This is a genomic window from Exiguobacterium sp. RIT594 (assembly GCF_003339585.1).
Lineage (GTDB): Bacteria > Bacillota > Bacilli > Exiguobacteriales > Exiguobacteriaceae > Exiguobacterium_A.
Map to the genome: position 1 here is coordinate 900,776 of NZ_QPKF01000001.1, position 17,327 is coordinate 918,102.

Here is a 17,327-nt window from a genome sequence, read left to right on the forward strand (position 1 = left end):
GAGGGTCTTTGACGTTTAACATGGTTTCATTTCGGTTAAATCCTTTAGAGAAGAAGCTGAAGCTAAAGAATTGGAGATGAAGGCTATGTTATCAGAAAAGCAAATTGAGACATTCAAAACACGTTTGTTAAAAGAAAAAGATAAAACGGAGACAAATATCGAAAATCGTGAAGTTGATTACGACACAGGGGAACTGTCGAGCTACGATAACCATCCGGGCGATTCAGGAGACGAACTCTTTTTACGGGAACGGGATCAAGCGATGACGGATATGCAGGAAGAGATGTTATCAGACGTTGATGTCGCTTTAAAAGCAATCGAAGATGGTACGTACGGTATCTGTAAAATCTGTGGAAAAGACATCGAAATCGAACGTCTTGATATCATTCCGGAAACGTTGTTATGCATTGAAGACGCTAAAAAAGAAGAAGAAAAAATCGGGAACGATCCGGCATCCCGTCCGAGTGAAGAAGCGGTACTTGATCCGTCCGTCACGGCAACCGGAAAAGATATCGACGGGGCAACCGACGGATTCAGTAAGGTCGGTGAGTTCGGTAACTCAGACACACCTTCTGACAAAGAGGATGGTATTGACCCGACACGCTAAGTTAAACGAGCAACACGTCCATCCATTTTAGGAGGACGTGTTTTTTTTATAAAAATTTCTGAATAAAAAATATCGGAAAATTTTGACTTTTATCAAACATTTGGTACGATAGAAACGAGAAGACGTTTCGATAGGGGTAAAATGAAAGCGTATACATGGGATACCTTCTCGTCGTTTGACCATTTTATTTGAGGGAGGAACAATCAGATGATTTATGAGATTCCAAACACGCAAGGGTCGAAGGTACAGTACAAGGATCGTTATGAAAATTTCATTAATGGCAAGTGGATGGCACCGGTCGGTGGAGAATATTTTGATAACGTGACGCCGATTACGGGGAAAGTATTATGTCAAGTAGCCCGTTCAGGGAAAGAAGATGTCGAATTGGCACTGGATGCGGCACATGCGGCAAAAGATGCCTGGGGCAAGACGTCAGTCGCAGAACGGTCAAACATCTTAAATAAAATTGCGAATCGGATGGAAGAAAATCTTGAAATGCTCGCCTATGCAGAAACGCTTGAAAACGGCAAAGCTGTACGCGAGACACTGAATGCCGACCTTCCGCTCGCTATCGATCACTTCCGGTACTTTGCAGGGGTCATCCGGGCGCAAGAAGGTTCAATCGGGGAACTCGACAACGATACAGTCGCCTATCATTTCCATGAGCCGCTTGGAGTCGTCGGTCAAATCATCCCGTGGAACTTCCCGATTTTAATGGCTGTCTGGAAACTGGCACCGGCACTCGCGGCAGGAAACTGTGTCGTCTTGAAACCAGCGGAGCAAACACCGGCAAGTATTCTGTTGCTGACGGAACTGATTGAAGACTTATTACCTCCAGGTGTCTTGAACATCGTCAACGGTTTCGGACTGGAAGCCGGAAAACCGCTCGCCTCAAGCAAACGGATTGCGAAGATTGCCTTCACGGGTGAGACGACGACAGGACGACTCATCATGCAGTATGCGTCGCAAAACATTATTCCGGTCACACTCGAGCTCGGCGGGAAATCCCCAAACATTTTCTTTGCTGATATCATGGATGCCGATGATGCCTTCTTCGATAAAGCGATTGAAGGGTTATTGATGTTTGCCTTGAATCAAGGGGAAGTCTGTACATGTCCATCGCGTGCCTTGATTGACGAATCGATCTACGAACCATTCATGGAACGTGTACTGGAGCGGGTCAAAGCAATCAAACTCGGCAATCCGCTTGATGCTGATGTCATGATGGGTGCCCAGGCGTCGAGTGAACAAATGGAAAAAATTCTGTCGTATCTTGAAATTGGAAAATCTGAAGGGGCCGAATGCCTGATTGGCGGCGAACGGAACCATCTTGACGGCGATTTGGCGGATGGTTATTACATTCAACCGACAATTTTTAAAGGACACAACAAGATGCGGATTTTCCAAGAAGAGATTTTTGGTCCTGTTCTATCGGTCACAACGTTTAAAACAGAAGAAGAAGCGTTGCAAATCGCTAATGACACACTGTACGGCTTAGGTGCCGGTGTCTGGACGCGTGACATGAACCGGGCATACCGCTTCGGACGAGCGATTGAAGCAGGACGCGTCTGGACAAACTGTTACCACCAGTACCCGGCACACGCCGCGTTCGGCGGTTACAAAATGTCGGGAATCGGCCGTGAAAACCATAAAATGATGCTCAACCATTACCAGCGGACAAAAAACCTTCTCGTCAGTTACAGCCCGGATAAACTTGGTTTCTTCTAATCGAAGAAAGGATGTGGCGACATGGTCGAACGTGTACTTGCGACCGATGCCGGCTTGGAATTGATTGAACGGTTGAAAGCGAAACACGGACCGTTGATGTTTCATCAATCGGGTGGATGCTGTGACGGCAGTTCCCCGATGTGTTTTGCGGAAGGCGATTTATTTTTAGGCGACCAAGATTTATTGATCGGTACAATCGGTGGCTGTCCTTTTTATATCCATGAGGATCAATATGCCTACTGGAAACATACGCAACTGATCATTGATGTCGTTGATGGTCGAGGCGGAATGTTTTCCTTGGAAGGTGTCGAGGGCAAACGATTTTTGACACGTTCTCGCGCGTTTACGTCCGAAGAATATGCGGAGCTCACAGCTACTGCCAAACCATAGAACAATCAAAAGAAGACACCTCGCCCGAGTATTTAAGTGCTTGCGACTTAGATACACAGGGTGGAAGGTGTTTTTTTTGTGGCATCACGTTATAATTAAAAGATATTTTACAAAAAGAGGAGGACGAAACATGGCGACTTTTCAAGAGTTGACGTCCATTGAAGCCGTGAGGGATTTTTATCTCGGACAGCGGGCGAGTTTTATTTATGTTTCGAGTCCGGGCTGCGGTGTCTGCGCTTCGTTGTTTCCGCAGATTGAGCCGATATTAGCAAGTCATCCCGAATTTCGGTCGGGACATGTCGATTTAGGAAGCGTTCCGGAAATTGCCGGAGAATTTTCCGTGTTTACTGCTCCGGCTTTGCTGTTTTTTGTGAACGGGAAAGAAATTCACCGGGAAGTACGAATCGTTCCAATTGAACCGTTTACTAAAAAAGTCGAACAGCTCAGCCGATTGGTGGCATCGCTCGATTAACAATATCACATCGTCAGGAGGAAACAGACATGCGTTATCCTTATTTAGGTTGGACCGGACAAACAATCGGTGTGACGGCTCCGTCTTCCGGATTACCGGAAGAACTGCATCCGATGATTGAAGAGGCGACGAATCGATTACGGGATCGACAAATGACTGTTCAAGTCGGACAAACCGTTTGGACACAACAGCAGGCAGCAAGTGCGCCGGCTCAAACGCGGGCGGACGAGCTGAATGCAATGCTGCAAAATCCGGAAATTGATGCAATCATTCCACCGTTTGGAGGGGAACGGGCGATTGATGTGTTACCATTCCTGGATTTCGAACGAATTCCGGCAAAGTGGTTGCTCGGGTATTCGGATATCAGTACATTACTGTTTGCGATTACGGTCAAGACCGGCATTGCGACGGCGCACGGACCAAACTTCGTCGACATGCGCAGTGAAGAATGGGATGAAACGACGACAGCTTGGCGACGAGTTCTCGCGACGCCTGCCGGAGCGACCGTGACACAGTGGACATCTGATTTGTATCAGACGAATTGGAATCATGCGGAACGGCCCGAACGTTACATGTACCACCTCGACGCGGCAACAGAGTGGAAAACAATCGATTCGGTCCAAAAACAGGTATCCGGCCGGTTGCTTGGAGGATGTCTTGAAACGATTCGTCATCTCATCGGAACGCCGTACGGAGATGTGGTCACGTTTCAGACGGATCAGCTGAATGAAGAACCGATTCTTTGGTACTTTGAAGTATCGGAAGCGAGTGCCACCGACGTTCACCGTTCGCTGATGCAGATGTACCTTGCGGGGTGGTTCGAGCGGGCATCGGGCATCGTGTTCGGACGAACAGCCGGCGGGCGGACGGTTGAGGAGTATACCATCCTCGACGTGTATGAAACGTTTAAAGAACTGTTGGACATTCCGTTATTTTACGATCTCGATATCGGTCACCAACCGCCGCAAATGACACTCGTCAACGGAGCATCAGCTACCATCACGATTCAAGGAAAAGATTCTAGATTAGACATGACATTCCAGTAATCTAGAAGAGGAGGACAGATATGGCGAGTCGGAAATTTCAATCGTTAGCAGCGTACAAGCGGGTGCACATCAATCCGGAAACACGGCGGATGACCCTGCCTGAACCGTTTTATGATGCGTTACAGGTAAAAGATGAACTGATGTTAGCACAGGTTGGTCAAGTGCTGATTATTCGTAACCCACAGGAAATAGTCACGACGGAAACGGATTTGCTGTCGGACATCGTCGAAGAAGGATTTACGGGACAAGAATTGGTTCAGGAATTTGCTTACCGAAAGGCACAACACGAACATCGTCTGCGGCAACAAATTTTACAAGAAGAGGATGCCGAGTCTTCGGCACAACTACAAATTGATCTTTAAGAGCAGATGAGGAGTGGGAGCAATGCGAACACGAACGAAAATCGGTTTAGGTGTAATCGGTTCCGGGATGCTTGCAGCGAGTTATTACTTTTATGAAATGGCGATCGCGACCAATCCGAAACCCTTTTTATCCAACAACCGTGATTTGAGTGACGAGATGGTCCGTCTGATGCAGCCGGGGCAGACGTGGATTAAAGAACAGCCGCTGGAACTGATTGAAGTCAAGGCGCATGACGGATTAACGTTACGCGGGCATTACTTACCACCGCTTGTTCCATCGAATCGGGTCGTCATTTTAGTTCATGGATACGGCGGTGTCGGAACAGACTTAGCCGGATTTGCGTATCTGTATCATCAAGCCGGTTTCCATGTCATGATGCCGGATAACCGCGGACACGGAAAAAGTGACGGGAACTATATTGGATTTGGTTGGCATGACCGGGAAGATTGTCTCCGGTGGACCGAATATCTGGTAGCTCGTCTTGGCCAGGAAAGTGCAATCTTTTTGCACGGGGTCTCGATGGGAGGAGCAACCGTTCTGATGACCAGTGGAGAACTATTGCCGCCGCAAATCAAAGGTATCATTTCCGATTGTGCCTACACGTCGGTTAATGCGGTCCTTGCCTATCAAATGAAACGGATGTACCGTCTGCCGCATTTCCCATTCCTGACGATGACAAGTATTTTGACGAAATTAAAAGCCGGTTATTTTTTCAGTGAAGCCTCGGCACTTAAGCAAGTAAAACGAGCGACGGTTCCGATTCTGTTTTTACACGGCGGAGCCGATACGTTTGTTCCGACCTCGATGGTCTATGAATTGTATCAAGCCTGTCCGACAGAAAAAGAATTGGTGGTCATTCCGAATGCAGCGCATGCGATGGCTTATTTCGAGGATCCGGACACATACGACACGGTCGTGGAACGATTCGTCCGGCGGATTTTAGACGAACCGACAGAAAAGGTGTAAAAAAATGCATGAAACCGTTGACACGAAAAAAACTATTTAGTATTCTAATAACATAAATAGAAGTCGTCGTGGCGGAACTGGTAGACGCGCTAGACTCAGAATCTAGTGGTGGCAACACCGTGGAGGTTCAAGTCCTCTCGGCGGCATTTTAAGATGAAAACAGGAGTACTCTTCGCCAGAAGAGTGCTCCTGTTTTTTTATTTCGAAAAATTTTGATTCATGCCCTTAACAAGTTTGTTCGTAAAATTTGAATTTTTCTGATAAAATATGTGTTAAGGAAAAGTTTTTGAGGAAAATACATGAAAGAAGGCCTTTGTCTTCAGGAGAGGAGTAACAACATGAAAAAGCATTTATCGGTATTATTTTTATTGCTCAGCTGTCTCGTGGTATTAAGCGCATGTAGTATCGGTTCACAGGACGAGGTCTCGAAAGACAAGACGTACAAGGTTGGAATCGATGTTACGTATCCGCCGTTCGAATATAAAGACGGGGACACGTACAAGGGAATCGATATCGACCTCATCAAAGCGATTGCAAAGGATCAAGGATTTAAAATCAAGTTTGAAGCGATGGATTTCAGCGGAATCATTCCCGCTCTTCAAGCGAATCAACTGGATGTAGCGATTGCCGGAATGAGTATCACACCGGAACGGAAAAAAGTCGTGACCTTCTCTGATCCTTACTTTGAAGCCGGATTGATCCTGGTCGTCAAAGAAGATGAAAACAAAATCAAATCAGTCGATGATTTGAAAGGCAAGAAAGTTGCGGTTAAAAAGGGAACTACAGGTGCAAAATATGCGACGGACAATGCAGATAAACTAGGCATTACAGTTACTCAATTCAATGACAGTCCAGCGATGTTCCAAGAAGTCAAAAACGGAAACGCGGCGGCATTGATTGAAGATTATCCGGTCATCTCGTATGCCAACAAACAACAAAATCTTGGTCTGAAACTCGTCGGAGACCGTTTGAATGGTGATAATTACGGAATTGCCGTCCTCAAGGGTGAAAACGAAGAGTTGATGAAAAAAATCAACAAAGGACTCGCAAACCTGAAAGAAAACGGGGAGTACGACAAAATCGTCGATACGTATTTGAAATAAGCCATTTGAACGAATGACAAGGGAGTTGAGTCACTGATGGAAGTCGCAAAAACGGCGTTTCCGTTTTTTCTGGAAGGGTTACAGATCACCCTCTATATCTTTATCATCGCGGTCATCGTCGGATTTTTAATCGGCTTGATCGTCGCCTTGATGCGTTTATCACCACTTAAGATTTTAAACGGGATTGCCATCGTCTACATCGATGTCATCCGGGGAACGCCCTTTATCGTCCAATTGTTCTTCATTTATTTTGGACTCAATTCGCTTGAGTGGCTGTCGATGGACCGGATGTATGCCGGAATCCTGACAGTTGCGATCAACGCCGGAGCATATTTCGCCGAGATTATCCGGGCCGGGATTCAATCGATTGATAAAGGGCAGACAGAAGCGGCGCGCTCTCTCGGTATGACAGGACGTCAAACGATGACGCAAATCGTTTTACCGCAAGCCTTCCGCCGGATGTTGCCGACGATTACGAACCAATCGATCATCAGTTTAAAAGATACGTCGTTGCTATCGATCATCGGGATCGCGGATTTGACGCAACAGGGACAAGTGCAACAAGCAACGACATTTGAACCGTTCATCGTTTGGACAGTTGTCGGTCTGATGTACTTCGTCGTCATCTATCTCCTTTCATTGTTAGGGAAATTCTTGGAACGGAGGTTTACACTGCGATGAGTATCATTGAAGTAAAACAATTGAAAAAGTCATTTGGTTCAAATGAAGTGTTAAAGGATATTTCGGTTGAGATTCAAGAAAAAGAAGTCGTTTGTGTCATCGGACCTTCAGGATCCGGAAAAAGTACGTTTCTCCGCTGTTTAAACCGGCTCGAAGATATTACAGGAGGGATCGTGATTGTTGATACACACGACATTACGGATCCGAAAGTCGATATCAATAAAGTACGGGAAGAAGTCGGGATGGTGTTTCAGCATTTCAACTTGTTTCCCCACAAGACAGTGCTTGAGAACGTCACACTTGCACCGATGAAAGTCCGGAAAACGGACAAAACGCAAGCGAAACAGCGGGCTTTCGAATTGCTGGATAAAGTCGGATTACGGGAAAAAGCCGATAATTATCCGGGAGAACTGTCCGGTGGTCAAAAACAACGGGTCGCCATTGCCCGTGCTCTGGCCATGAATCCGAAAATCATGTTGTTCGACGAACCGACTTCGGCACTCGATCCAGAGATGGTCGGCGATGTTCTTGCCGTCATGAAGCAATTGGCACTCGAAGGGATGACGATGATTGTTGTTACGCACGAGATGGGATTTGCCCGTGAGGTCGGGGATCGGGTTCTTTTCATGGACGGTGGTTTCATCGTCGAAGAAAACATTCCGAGTTTATTGTTTGATTCTCCGCAACACGAACGGACGCAGTCATTTTTAAGTAAAGTGTTATAAATGATGAAATGAAGCAGGAATGACCTTCAGGGAGGTCATTCCTGCTCTTTTTTTGATGGAAACGCCTGTTTTTGCTTAGAGACGTTTCAATCATAAAGAACACAGGGTACAGTCATAAGAAAAACTTATACATTTGTGACTGAGAAATTGGGAATTCGAAACGCACTGACCTAAAAGAAGTAGTAATATAATAACTAAGGCAAACACTTTTGACATACAGGCCTTCGTTAAGGGTTATGTTCGGATGAAATGTCAGGAACATGACGATTACCGAATTTTTATGTCATATGATTTGAAAGCGCTAACAGGTAGAGAGCTGGAAACGTACTGATACAGTACAGGAGTGAAACGAATGAAACGGGGGGAACCGTACATGGCAAGCCAGGACCAACAAGCATTTTATGGACCGAACCTTGGGTACATCATTGAATTGTATGAACGTTTTTTAGAAGATGCTTCTTCAGTTGATGAAGAAACACGGACATATTTTGAACAGAATGGTGCTCCGGTTTCAGAACGTGAAACGAAGCAACCGGTCGAAACGGGAGATTTCGAAAAGTATTTGGCCGCGAGTCGTTTAGCTGATCAGATTCGGGCGAAAGGTCATCTGGTGGCTGATATTTATCCGCTCAAAGATCATCCACGGGAAACAGAACTGCTCGAGCTCCGTCAATTCGGATTGACGGAAGCCGATCTACGCGCCATGCCTGTCACACTCGTTTGTCCAGAACCACCGGCTCATCTTCAAGATGCTTTTGAAGGAATCGAGCACTTAAAGGCTCAGTATACAGGGGCGGCAGCGGTTGAATTTCAGCATGTCGATGACTTGGATGAAAAGAAATGGTTGCGGCAAAAGATTGAACAAGGGGCGTTGACAGCTAAGCTGACAATCGATCAAAAAAAGCAATTGTTCAAACGTTTAGCGGAAACCGAATTATTTGAGAAATATTTGCACAAAACGTATGTCGGACAAAAACGTTTTTCAATCGAAGGACTCGATGCGATGGTTCCGCTACTCGACACGATTGTTGGACATCTGATTGCCAACGGATCGGAAACGATTAACATCGGAATGGCGCACCGGGGAAGACTGAATGTCTTAGCGCACGTTTTAGGAAAACCATATGAAATGATTTTTGCAGAGTTCCAACATGCGCCGAACCATGATTTGGTTCCTTCAGAAGGATCAATCGGGATCACGTACGGTTGGACGGGAGATGTCAAGTATCACCTCGGATTAAACCGGAAGATGGAGCAACAATCGAGCAACGTTCGAATGACGCTTGCGAACAATCCGTCTCACCTTGAATTCGTCGATCCAGTCGTCGAAGGCTTTACACGGGCTGCGCAAGACGATCGCTCACAAAAAGGAGCACCTCGTCAGGAACAGGGAAAAGCGGCTGCCATTCTTATTCACGGTGATGCTGCGTTCCCGGGACAGGGCATTGTTGCTGAAACGCTCAATTTAGCTAACTTAAAAGGATACAATACAGGCGGAACGATTCATATCATTGCCAACAATACGATTGGTTTTACGACAGAACCGACTGATTCCCGTTCAACACGCTATTCGAGTGATTTGGCAAAAGGTTACGAGATTCCTGTTTTCCACGTCAATGCGGATGAACCGGAAAGTTGTCTGGCCGTAGCACTCCTTGCCAGCGAATACCGGGCAACATTCAACAAGGACGTTTTGATTGACTTGATCGGGTACCGTCGATTCGGACATAACGAGATGGATGAGCCGATGAATACGAATCCCGTTCTCTACGATTTAATCCATAAACATGATTCAGCACGCGTTCTGTATGCCAAGCAACTGGTCGAACAGGGCGATGTCGCAAAAGAAGATGTGACGAAGATTGAATCTGACATCAATGAGATGATGAAAGCGGCACGGGAGAAAGTCCCGAATGTGGAAAAAGAATACGGCGGAGTCATGCCGGATGTCGTCTTCAAAGGAGTCCCGCACATCGAGACGGGAGTTGCGGTCGAGAAATTGACGGACTATAACGAGCAACTCCTCGAGTGGCCGAGTGGATTTAACGTTTTCCATAAACTTGAGAAAGTCCTGAAACGCCGTACGGACGCCTTAACGACGAAAAACGGCATCGACTGGGGTCATGCTGAAACATTGGCATTTGCTTCAATTCTTTCCGATGGCACACCGATTCGATTAAGTGGTCAGGATTCGGAACGGGGAACATTTGCCCAACGAAATATTAATCTGAATGACGTGAAGACCGGTAAATCGTTTTCACCGATGCACAGCTTGAAGTCAGCAACAGCATCGTTTGCTGTCTACAACAGTCCATTATCGGAAGCAGGCGTTCTCGGATTCGAATACGGCTATAACGTCTTTGCGCCGGAAACACTTGTTTTATGGGAAGCTCAGTACGGTGACTTCGCAAACTCCGGTCAAGTCATCTTTGATCAGTTCATCTCGGCAAGCCGTGCAAAATGGGGGCAGACGTCCGGACTTGTCATGCTGTTACCACATGGATACGAAGGACAAGGGCCGGAGCACTCAAGTGGCCGTTTGGAGCGGTTCTTGACGTTATCGGGCGAAAAGAACTGGACAGTTGCCAATGTTTCAAGTGCGGCACAGTACTTCCATCTGCTTCGCCGTCAAGCCGCGATTCTTGGAAAAGAAGAAGTACGTCCGCTAGTCGTCATGACACCGAAAAGTTTACTCCGCCATCCACTCGCGACGTCCGATTTATCTGAACTGACAGACGGTTCTTTCAAACGGCTTGTCGAGCAGGAGGGGTTGGGACAAACACCGGAACAAGTTGAGCGGATTGTCTTCTGCAGCGGAAAGGTTGCAATTGACTTGGCAGAAGCCGTCTCGAAATCAGACGATGATTTCAACTGGTTGCACATCGTACGGATTGAAGAAATTTATCCGTTCCCGGCCAAACAGTTAAACGCGTTGTTGGAACGATATCCGAATGTCAGTGAATTTGTCTGGGTTCAGGAAGAACCGAAAAACATGGGAGCCTGGACATACATCGAGCCGCGTCTTGAATCGGTTGCCATCAACGGAATTACAACCGTCCGTTACATCGGTCGTCGTCGACGTTCGAGTACAGCGGAAGGTGATCCGACGGGGCACAAAGTTGAACAGGCGCGAATCCTGACAGAAGCCTTGACACGAACGACAGTCGATCAACCAAGCACATCAGCTACTTCCGAAACAAATGTCTAATCTGAAATCAAGTGGGGTCAAACACGAAAAGTCTTAGGGGGACGAATTAACATGGAAATCAAAGTGCCAGAACTTGCAGAATCGATTACGGAAGGTACGGTCGCATCGTGGTTAAAACAGCCCGGCGATCAGGTAGAAAAAGGGGAAGCCATCGTCGAACTGGAGACAGATAAAGTCAATATCGAAGTACCGTCTGACGAAGCTGGAATCCTGTCTGAAGTAATGGCTGCCGAAGGGGATACAGTCCGCGTCGGAGAAACGATTGCTATCATTACAGCAGGTGGGGAATCGGCACAACCGACAGAAGCAGCTCCAGCACCTGAATCAAAAGAAACACCTGTTGCCGAAGAACCGAAAAAAGAACAACCGGCAGCCGTCGCAGCAACAGAGGCGACGTCACACGCCGATCGTCCAATCGCTTCACCGGCTGCCCGGAAAATGGCACGTGAAAAAGGAATTGATTTAGCACAAGTCGCGACACAAGATCCACTCGGTCGCATTCGTGTGCAGGATGTTGCGACATTTGAAGTCGCACCACGCGAACAGGCACAAGCACCACAAGCTCCGGCGCCGCAAGCCGCACCGCCTGCTGCTGCCCCTGGCAAACCGGAAGAACGGATTAAAATGTCGCGCCGCCGTAAAACAATTGCCAATCGCTTAGTCGAAGTGCAACAAACAGCGGCAATGTTGACGACGTTCAATGAAATCGATATGTCTGCCGTCATGTCCTTACGGAAACGCCGTCAGGAAAAATTCGTCAAGGACAATGAAGTCAAACTCGGTTTCATGTCGTTCTTCACGAAAGCAGCCGTTGCCGCCTTGAAAAAAATGCCGTATTTGAATGCTGAAATTCAAGGGGACGAAATCGTACTCAAGAAATTCTACGATATCGGAATTGCGGTTTCCGCACCGGACGGTTTGGTTGTACCGGTCGTCCGTGACGCTGATAAAAAGAACTTTGGCGAAATTGAAAAAGATATCATCAATTTGGCGGTCAAAGCCCGGGACAACAAACTCGGCTTATCGGATTTGACAGGCGGAACATTTACGATCACAAACGGCGGAACGTTTGGTTCATTGATGTCGACACCAATCCTGAACGGACCGCAAGTCGCGATTCTCGGGATGCATGCGATTAACCTGCGTCCGATTGCCATCGACGCTGAGCGGATGGAAAACCGTCCGATGATGTATGTCGCACTTTCCTATGATCACCGGATTGTTGACGGGAAAGAAGCCGTCACGTTCCTGAAGCACATTAAAGACTTGCTGGAAGATCCGGAATCATTGATCTTTGAAGCATAAGTCGATTTGAGAAAGAGGTGTTCTTCCTACGAGAGGGAGAACGCCTCTTTTCGTTTTTTCAGATAAGCTGGTGATCCGTTTGATTACAAGTCTGTCATCGATTCTAAAAACTTCTTCACCTTACCTATATGTTTCCTTCACAGTCGTCACGTAAGATTCAGTCTGTAAGTTACTTTTAAGGGGGAAATACAACATGATGAAACAGATTGGCGTTACCGTACTTACAGGAGCAATTGCCGCAACGAGTTTTGGGAGTATTGACGCTTCGGCACATGGCAAACATGATCTACTCGATCCAAATCGTGTCGTTAACATTGCCCACCGAGGTGCTTCCGGGTATGCACCGGAACATACGATGACAGCGTATCAACTAAGCCATAAAAAATTAAAAGCCGACTACATCGAAATCGATTTGCAGATGACGAAGGACGGTCAATTGATTGCGATGCACGATGAGACGGTCGATCGGACGACGAACGGAACCGGTGCCGTCAAAGACAAGACATTAGCTGAAATCAAACGCCTCGATGCGGGAAGCTGGTTCAATACAGCGAATCCTGATTATGCGAAGGCTGAATATAAGGGACTCCAAGTTCCGACACTTGATGAGATTTTTGATAAATATGGCAAACATGCGAACTATTATATTGAAACAAAATCACCTGAAGTTTACCCGGGAATGGAAGAAAAACTACTGAAAACATTAAAAGATCATGGTCTATCCAGCGAGCGTGTTAAACCGGGACAAGTCATGATTCAATCGTTCAGTCAAGCAAGTCTATTAAAAGTTAAAGCACTTGATGAAGGGTTTCCACTCGTCCAGCTGATGGAAGCATCAACAGTCCAATCACTCACGCCTGAGGCACTTGACGAAATTCAGACATACGCAGTCGGACTCGGACCCTCATTTAAAGGACTGACGCGCGAAAATACGGCAATGATTCGGGAACGTGGCCTGTTGCTTCATCCTTACACGGTGAACGAGAAAGTCGACATGGAACGGATGCTCGATTACGGCGTGACAGGAGTTTTTACGAACTATGCGGATCGCTTCAACGAAGTATTACATGACATGAAAAAGAAATGAATCGTTTAAAAGTCAGTTTCCTGTTCAGGAAATTGACTTTTTTTGTTCAGATGACATCTAAGTCTCTTTCCGTTACGTATACTGATAAAAGCACATCGTTTATGTTCGATTGGTATCGAACATGATACGATGTAACAACAGTGTTAAGTGGGATTTAAAACGGGTTCCATGAACAGGGAAGAGAGGAAAGACATGCGAATCACTCAATATACAGACTATGGACTTCGCGTTCTGATTTATTTAGGTCTTCACCGAGAAGAAGTCACACCGATGCCGGCGATTGCCAATCATTATGGGATATCTTCCAATCATTTGATGAAAGTGACACAACAATTGACGAAGCTTGGATACGTGGAATCGACACGCGGACGAACAGGCGGACTCCGGTTGATTCGCGATCCGGAGGAAATCAATATCGGAAAAGTCGTTCGTGAGATGGAGCCGATGGATATCGTCGAATGTTTTGCCGCAGATGGCCATTGTGTCATCGAACCTCAATGTCAACTCAAGGGGATTCTTGGTCGTGCGTTGCGCGCCTTCATCCGTGAACTGGAGCAACATACATTAGCCGAGCTACTCAAAAACCCATACGAACTGAATTTGTTATTTGCAAAAACGGATGCTAACCCTTCACGTTAAGTGAACGGTGGCATCCGTTTTTGTATGTGTGTCTAGTTAAGTTAAAAAGGAGTCAGCTCATTTTAATTTTGGACCGGGCCGTTTTTTAGGCGTTACATGTTCCGGGTTTTTGGCAAGGTCATCTTGAACAGATCCTTTCCATAGCGGAACATCACTGTAATACGCGGCGCGGGCAATTAAATGTCCGCCGATTGGTGCTGTAATCAAAACAAACAGGATTCCGAGCAAGACGCGGGAAGAGAAAAATCCATCTTCCACGACGAAATAGATGATGACGCCAATGAGGATGCTCATGACGCCGAGTGTCGCACTCTTAGAGGCGGCATGCGCGCGTGTGTAGAGGTCAGGTAACCGGATAAGGCCTAGTGCCGTCACAAGGCTGAAAAATGCCCCGATCAATGCAAAGGCAGCTACAAAATAATCACTGATTGCGGTCACGTTCGATGATCTCTCCTTTCTCGATGAATTTAGAGAAGGCGACGGTCCCGATGAAAGCTAATATCCCAATCAATAAAATGACTTCAAGATAGTCGCTTGTCCGAAGGATGATGGATACGAGACCGACGACGGAAATCAAGCTGATCCCGATCGAGTCGAGGGCGATGACCCGGTCAGCAACGGATGGTCCTTTGATGACCCGGTAAAATAAACCGAGCATGGACAGAAAGACGCCTCCTAAAGCGATGAATAGTAACGTCTCGAACATCAGCGGCTCACCTCCAAGATGGCTTTCTCAAAACTGTTGCGGATCGAGGCGACGGCATCATCCGCCTCGGGCATGTGCAGGGCATGAATGTACAACGTTTTGTTATCGTCCGAAATATCGACGACCAATGTACCCGGTGTCAACGTAATCAGCATCGATAGCAATGTAATTTGCCAATTGTGTTCGAGTTCGGTTTCATAGGCAAAGATACCGGGCTTAATATCAAGACGCGGTTTCAGGATGATGGACAGCACCTGAAGGTTCGCAACAACCAGTTCATATAAAAAACGAATGACAAGTCGGATCAAGGCGATGAACGGTCCGAGATAAAACCGGCTGCTGAACCCCCGCCGCATTGCGAACATCGCAATCAATCCTAGTAAATAACCGATGATGAACGATGACGCCGAGAAGGAGTTCGCAAGAAACATCCAGAGGAACGCAAGCAAGATATTGAGTAATAACTGAAATGGCATGGATTAATCCTCCTTCAGTACAGCTTGAATATAAATTGAGGGATCGACAAGTGGATCAACCGCCTGCGAGATGAACGGCCGGACCGCTTCCGTTCCGATACCGTACAAAACGGTAATCCCAACCAAAATAAGTGCCGGTGCGAGCAACTGCTTCATCAGGTGGCGTTTCGGTCCACTGTAGGTTTTCGGTGTTCCCCAGAATCCCCGGATGAAAATCTGCATTACGGAATAGAGCACGAGCAGACTTGAAATCAAGACGACGAACGGACCGACTAAATCCCCGGCTTCAAAACCACCCCGGACGATCAGCAGTTTTCCGATGAACCCGCTGAGTGGCGGAATTCCGGCGAGTGATAATGCAGCGATGAAATACGTCCACCCGAGTAAGGGATAGTCTTTGATCATTCCGCCCATGTCTTTTAGACGACTTGATCCGGCGATACCAATCATGACACCGATCAACAGGAACAAGGCCGCCTTGATCAACATGTCATGAATCAGGTAGAAGACCGCTCCTTCAAGTGACTGACGGGTCATGACGGAAACACCATACAAGATGACGCCGACCGCAACGATGATGTTATAGATTAAGATTTGTTTCACGTCACGTGTCGCCAGCGCACCGATGACACCGATGACGATCGTTGCCAGTGCAAGCCAACCGAGAATTTGGTGCGTAAACTCTTGCTGGTGCGAGAAAAACAGGCTGTATGTCCGCAAGATCCCGTAGACACCAACTTTCGTCAACAAGGCGCCGAACAGCGCAAGAACGGGTGTCGGAGGCACTTGGTAGGAGCCCGGAAGCCAAAAGTACAACGGGAAGATGGCGCCCTTTAAGCCAAAGACAATTAAAAACAGAACTGCGATGACACTGAGGATACCGGGTTGATTGATTTCAGTAATCTTTTGTGAAATATCAGCCATACTCAAGGAACCAATGACACCATATAAAAAGGCGACGGTCATGACGAACAAAGCGGATGAAATGACGTTAATCAACAAATACTTCAGTGATTCCCGAAGTTGCGCCGGCTTGCCTCCAAGAACAATCAAGACGTAAGACGAAATTAGAAACACTTCGAAAAAGACGAACATGTTGAAAATATCACCTGTCGTGAAAGCACCATTGACCCCGACGAGTAAAAACTGAACGGCGATGTAATAGTAAAACCGTTGATGCAAGTCGGATAAATAATACATGGAATACCAGACGACAAAAAAGACGAGTAAGCTTGTCGTCAGGACGAGCAAGGCTGATAACATATCTGATACGAGCGTGATTCCGAACGGAGCCGGCCAGCTGCCGAGTGTAACGGTCAGAATGCCGTCTTGGCGGACGCTATAAACGAGATAGCCGGCTGCGACGATCGTTAAAAAGGTCGAAGCAAGCGAAAACGTTTGTTGCAGATGAAGCCGGTTCGGAAACAGCATCAAGATGACACCGGTGATCAGTGGAATTAAAAGCGGTAGTAACGGTAAATTAATCATGCGTATCGGTTCCTTTCATTTCCTCCAGATTGTCTGTTCCCAGTTCCTGATAAGCCCGATAAGCCAGGACAAGGAAAAATGCGGTCACTCCAAAGCTGATGACGATAGCCGTCAAGACAAGCGCTTGTGGCAGTGGGTCCGTATACTGGGTGACGCCGTCTTTGAGGACGGGAGCGGCACCAGTCTTCAGACCGCCCATCGTCATGACGAGCAAATGAGCGGCGTGACTGAGTAAGCCCGTTCCGATAATGATACGTAAGACACTTTTTGAAAGAATGAGATAGACGGCACACATCGTCAGGATGCCTGCTGCAATCGCCATGATGATTTCCATGCG

The 17,327-nt window shown here is 47.0% G+C and carries 19 protein-coding genes and 1 tRNA gene; 15 read left to right on the forward strand and 5 right to left on the reverse strand.

Translation table 11 applies throughout. The annotated features are described in order from the left end of the window. Positions 1–85: 85 nt before the first annotated feature. From DVG79_RS04475 to DVG79_RS04545, 15 genes are all read left to right on the forward strand, one after another. Entirely contained in the window at positions 86–607 is a 522-nt protein-coding gene (locus tag DVG79_RS04475) for a TraR/DksA C4-type zinc finger protein (RefSeq protein ID WP_114595629.1), read from the forward strand. A 207-nt stretch (positions 608–814) separates the two neighbouring features. After that, complete coding sequence (gene adh / locus DVG79_RS04480) at positions 815–2,335, forward strand: aldehyde dehydrogenase (protein WP_114595630.1); 1,521 nt, start codon at positions 815–817, stop codon at positions 2,333–2,335. 21 nt (positions 2,336–2,356) lie between these two features. Further along, the gene (locus DVG79_RS04485) at positions 2,357–2,725 is read left to right on the forward strand and encodes a DUF779 domain-containing protein (RefSeq protein ID WP_114595631.1); all 369 of its coding nucleotides are present in this window, start codon (positions 2,357–2,359) and stop codon (positions 2,723–2,725) included. A 130-nt stretch (positions 2,726–2,855) separates the two neighbouring features. After that, a complete protein-coding gene (locus DVG79_RS04490) occupies positions 2,856–3,197 on the forward strand; it encodes a thioredoxin family protein (protein ID WP_114595632.1) in 342 nt (113 codons plus the stop codon). Positions 3,198–3,226: 29 nt separating this feature from the next. Further along, entirely contained in the window at positions 3,227–4,243 is a 1,017-nt protein-coding gene (locus DVG79_RS04495) for a S66 family peptidase (protein WP_114595633.1), read from the forward strand. A 20-nt stretch (positions 4,244–4,263) separates the two neighbouring features. Continuing rightward, positions 4,264–4,605 carry a hypothetical protein gene (locus DVG79_RS04500; RefSeq protein WP_114595634.1) on the forward strand — a complete coding sequence of 114 codons (342 nt, stop codon included), beginning with the start codon at positions 4,264–4,266 and terminating at the stop codon, positions 4,603–4,605. A 22-nt stretch (positions 4,606–4,627) separates the two neighbouring features. Then, entirely contained in the window at positions 4,628–5,572 is a 945-nt protein-coding gene (locus DVG79_RS04505; protein ID WP_114595635.1) for an alpha/beta hydrolase, read from the forward strand. A gap of 62 nt (positions 5,573–5,634) precedes the next feature. Next, a tRNA-Leu gene (locus DVG79_RS04510) sits at positions 5,635–5,718 on the forward strand. A gap of 192 nt (positions 5,719–5,910) precedes the next feature. Further along, entirely contained in the window at positions 5,911–6,675 is a 765-nt protein-coding gene (locus DVG79_RS04515) for a transporter substrate-binding domain-containing protein (RefSeq protein ID WP_114595636.1), read from the forward strand. A gap of 36 nt (positions 6,676–6,711) precedes the next feature. Next, positions 6,712–7,356 (forward strand): amino acid ABC transporter permease, encoded by a 645-nt coding sequence (locus DVG79_RS04520; protein ID WP_012370579.1) that lies wholly within the window; start codon positions 6,712–6,714, stop codon positions 7,354–7,356. Further along, positions 7,353–8,081: an amino acid ABC transporter ATP-binding protein gene (locus DVG79_RS04525; protein ID WP_114595637.1), complete on the forward strand. Its 729-nt coding sequence runs from the start codon at positions 7,353–7,355 to the stop codon at positions 8,079–8,081. Before DVG79_RS04520 ends, DVG79_RS04525 begins: the two co-directional genes overlap by 4 nt. 352 nt (positions 8,082–8,433) lie before the next feature. Beyond that, a complete protein-coding gene (locus DVG79_RS04530; protein ID WP_114595638.1) occupies positions 8,434–11,289 on the forward strand; it encodes a 2-oxoglutarate dehydrogenase E1 component in 2,856 nt (951 codons plus the stop codon). A 51-nt stretch (positions 11,290–11,340) separates the two neighbouring features. Beyond that, the gene (odhB, locus tag DVG79_RS04535) at positions 11,341–12,594 is read left to right on the forward strand and encodes a 2-oxoglutarate dehydrogenase complex dihydrolipoyllysine-residue succinyltransferase (protein WP_114595639.1); all 1,254 of its coding nucleotides are present in this window, start codon (positions 11,341–11,343) and stop codon (positions 12,592–12,594) included. 193 nt (positions 12,595–12,787) lie between these two features. Beyond that, the gene (locus DVG79_RS04540) at positions 12,788–13,681 is read left to right on the forward strand and encodes a glycerophosphodiester phosphodiesterase (protein WP_114595640.1); all 894 of its coding nucleotides are present in this window, start codon (positions 12,788–12,790) and stop codon (positions 13,679–13,681) included. A 192-nt stretch (positions 13,682–13,873) separates the two neighbouring features. Next, complete coding sequence (locus DVG79_RS04545) at positions 13,874–14,320, forward strand: Rrf2 family transcriptional regulator (protein WP_114595641.1); 447 nt, start codon at positions 13,874–13,876, stop codon at positions 14,318–14,320. 57 nt (positions 14,321–14,377) lie between these two features. Here the strand turns inward: DVG79_RS04545 and mnhG are convergent, their stop codons facing one another. The 5 genes from mnhG to DVG79_RS04570 are packed head-to-tail and all read right to left on the reverse strand — an operon-like array spanning position 14,378 to position 17,324. Continuing rightward, a complete protein-coding gene (gene mnhG, locus DVG79_RS04550) occupies positions 14,378–14,758 on the reverse strand; it encodes a monovalent cation/H(+) antiporter subunit G (protein WP_114595642.1) in 381 nt (126 codons plus the stop codon). Then, on the reverse strand, positions 14,742–15,026 hold the full coding sequence (locus tag DVG79_RS04555) for a Na(+)/H(+) antiporter subunit F1 (protein WP_114595643.1): 285 nt from the start codon (positions 15,024–15,026) through the stop codon (positions 14,742–14,744). Before DVG79_RS04555 ends, mnhG begins: the two co-directional genes overlap by 17 nt. Further along, on the reverse strand, positions 15,026–15,502 hold the full coding sequence (locus DVG79_RS04560; protein ID WP_114595644.1) for a Na+/H+ antiporter subunit E: 477 nt from the start codon (positions 15,500–15,502) through the stop codon (positions 15,026–15,028). The genes DVG79_RS04555 and DVG79_RS04560 overlap by 1 nt, the downstream gene beginning before the upstream one ends. Before the next feature lie 3 nt (positions 15,503–15,505). Continuing rightward, positions 15,506–16,990: a Na+/H+ antiporter subunit D gene (locus DVG79_RS04565; RefSeq protein WP_114595645.1), complete on the reverse strand. Its 1,485-nt coding sequence runs from the start codon at positions 16,988–16,990 to the stop codon at positions 15,506–15,508. After that, the gene (locus tag DVG79_RS04570; protein ID WP_114595646.1) at positions 16,983–17,324 is read right to left on the reverse strand and encodes a Na(+)/H(+) antiporter subunit C; all 342 of its coding nucleotides are present in this window, start codon (positions 17,322–17,324) and stop codon (positions 16,983–16,985) included. Before DVG79_RS04570 ends, DVG79_RS04565 begins: the two co-directional genes overlap by 8 nt. Between the last annotated feature and the right edge of the window lie 3 nt (positions 17,325–17,327).

Excerpts from the sequence above, each read along its gene's own strand:
- DVG79_RS04565 (WP_114595645.1), bottom strand. The coding sequence starts at position 16,990 with ATGATTAATTTACCGTTACTACCGCTTTTAATTCCACTGATCACCGGT.
- DVG79_RS04525 (WP_114595637.1), top strand. The coding sequence starts at position 7,353 with ATGAGTATCATTGAAGTAAAACAATTGAAAAAGTCATTTGGTTCAAAT.
- odhB (WP_114595639.1), top strand. The coding sequence starts at position 11,341 with ATGGAAATCAAAGTGCCAGAACTTGCAGAATCGATTACGGAAGGTACG.
- DVG79_RS04475 (WP_114595629.1), top strand. The coding sequence starts at position 86 with ATGTTATCAGAAAAGCAAATTGAGACATTCAAAACACGTTTGTTAAAA.
- DVG79_RS04505 (WP_114595635.1), top strand. The coding sequence starts at position 4,628 with ATGCGAACACGAACGAAAATCGGTTTAGGTGTAATCGGTTCCGGGATG.
- DVG79_RS04485 (WP_114595631.1), top strand. The coding sequence starts at position 2,357 with ATGGTCGAACGTGTACTTGCGACCGATGCCGGCTTGGAATTGATTGAA.
- DVG79_RS04490 (WP_114595632.1), top strand. The coding sequence starts at position 2,856 with ATGGCGACTTTTCAAGAGTTGACGTCCATTGAAGCCGTGAGGGATTTT.
- DVG79_RS04540 (WP_114595640.1), top strand. The coding sequence starts at position 12,788 with ATGATGAAACAGATTGGCGTTACCGTACTTACAGGAGCAATTGCCGCA.
- DVG79_RS04530 (WP_114595638.1), top strand. The coding sequence starts at position 8,434 with ATGAAACGGGGGGAACCGTACATGGCAAGCCAGGACCAACAAGCATTT.
- DVG79_RS04515 (WP_114595636.1), top strand. The coding sequence starts at position 5,911 with ATGAAAAAGCATTTATCGGTATTATTTTTATTGCTCAGCTGTCTCGTG.
- DVG79_RS04520 (WP_012370579.1), top strand. The coding sequence starts at position 6,712 with ATGGAAGTCGCAAAAACGGCGTTTCCGTTTTTTCTGGAAGGGTTACAG.
- DVG79_RS04570 (WP_114595646.1), bottom strand. The coding sequence starts at position 17,324 with ATGGAAATCATCATGGCGATTGCAGCAGGCATCCTGACGATGTGTGCC.
- DVG79_RS04545 (WP_114595641.1), top strand. The coding sequence starts at position 13,874 with ATGCGAATCACTCAATATACAGACTATGGACTTCGCGTTCTGATTTAT.
- DVG79_RS04560 (WP_114595644.1), bottom strand. The coding sequence starts at position 15,502 with ATGCCATTTCAGTTATTACTCAATATCTTGCTTGCGTTCCTCTGGATG.
- DVG79_RS04555 (WP_114595643.1), bottom strand. The coding sequence starts at position 15,026 with ATGTTCGAGACGTTACTATTCATCGCTTTAGGAGGCGTCTTTCTGTCC.
- DVG79_RS04495 (WP_114595633.1), top strand. The coding sequence starts at position 3,227 with ATGCGTTATCCTTATTTAGGTTGGACCGGACAAACAATCGGTGTGACG.
- DVG79_RS04500 (WP_114595634.1), top strand. The coding sequence starts at position 4,264 with ATGGCGAGTCGGAAATTTCAATCGTTAGCAGCGTACAAGCGGGTGCAC.
- adh (WP_114595630.1), top strand. The coding sequence starts at position 815 with ATGATTTATGAGATTCCAAACACGCAAGGGTCGAAGGTACAGTACAAG.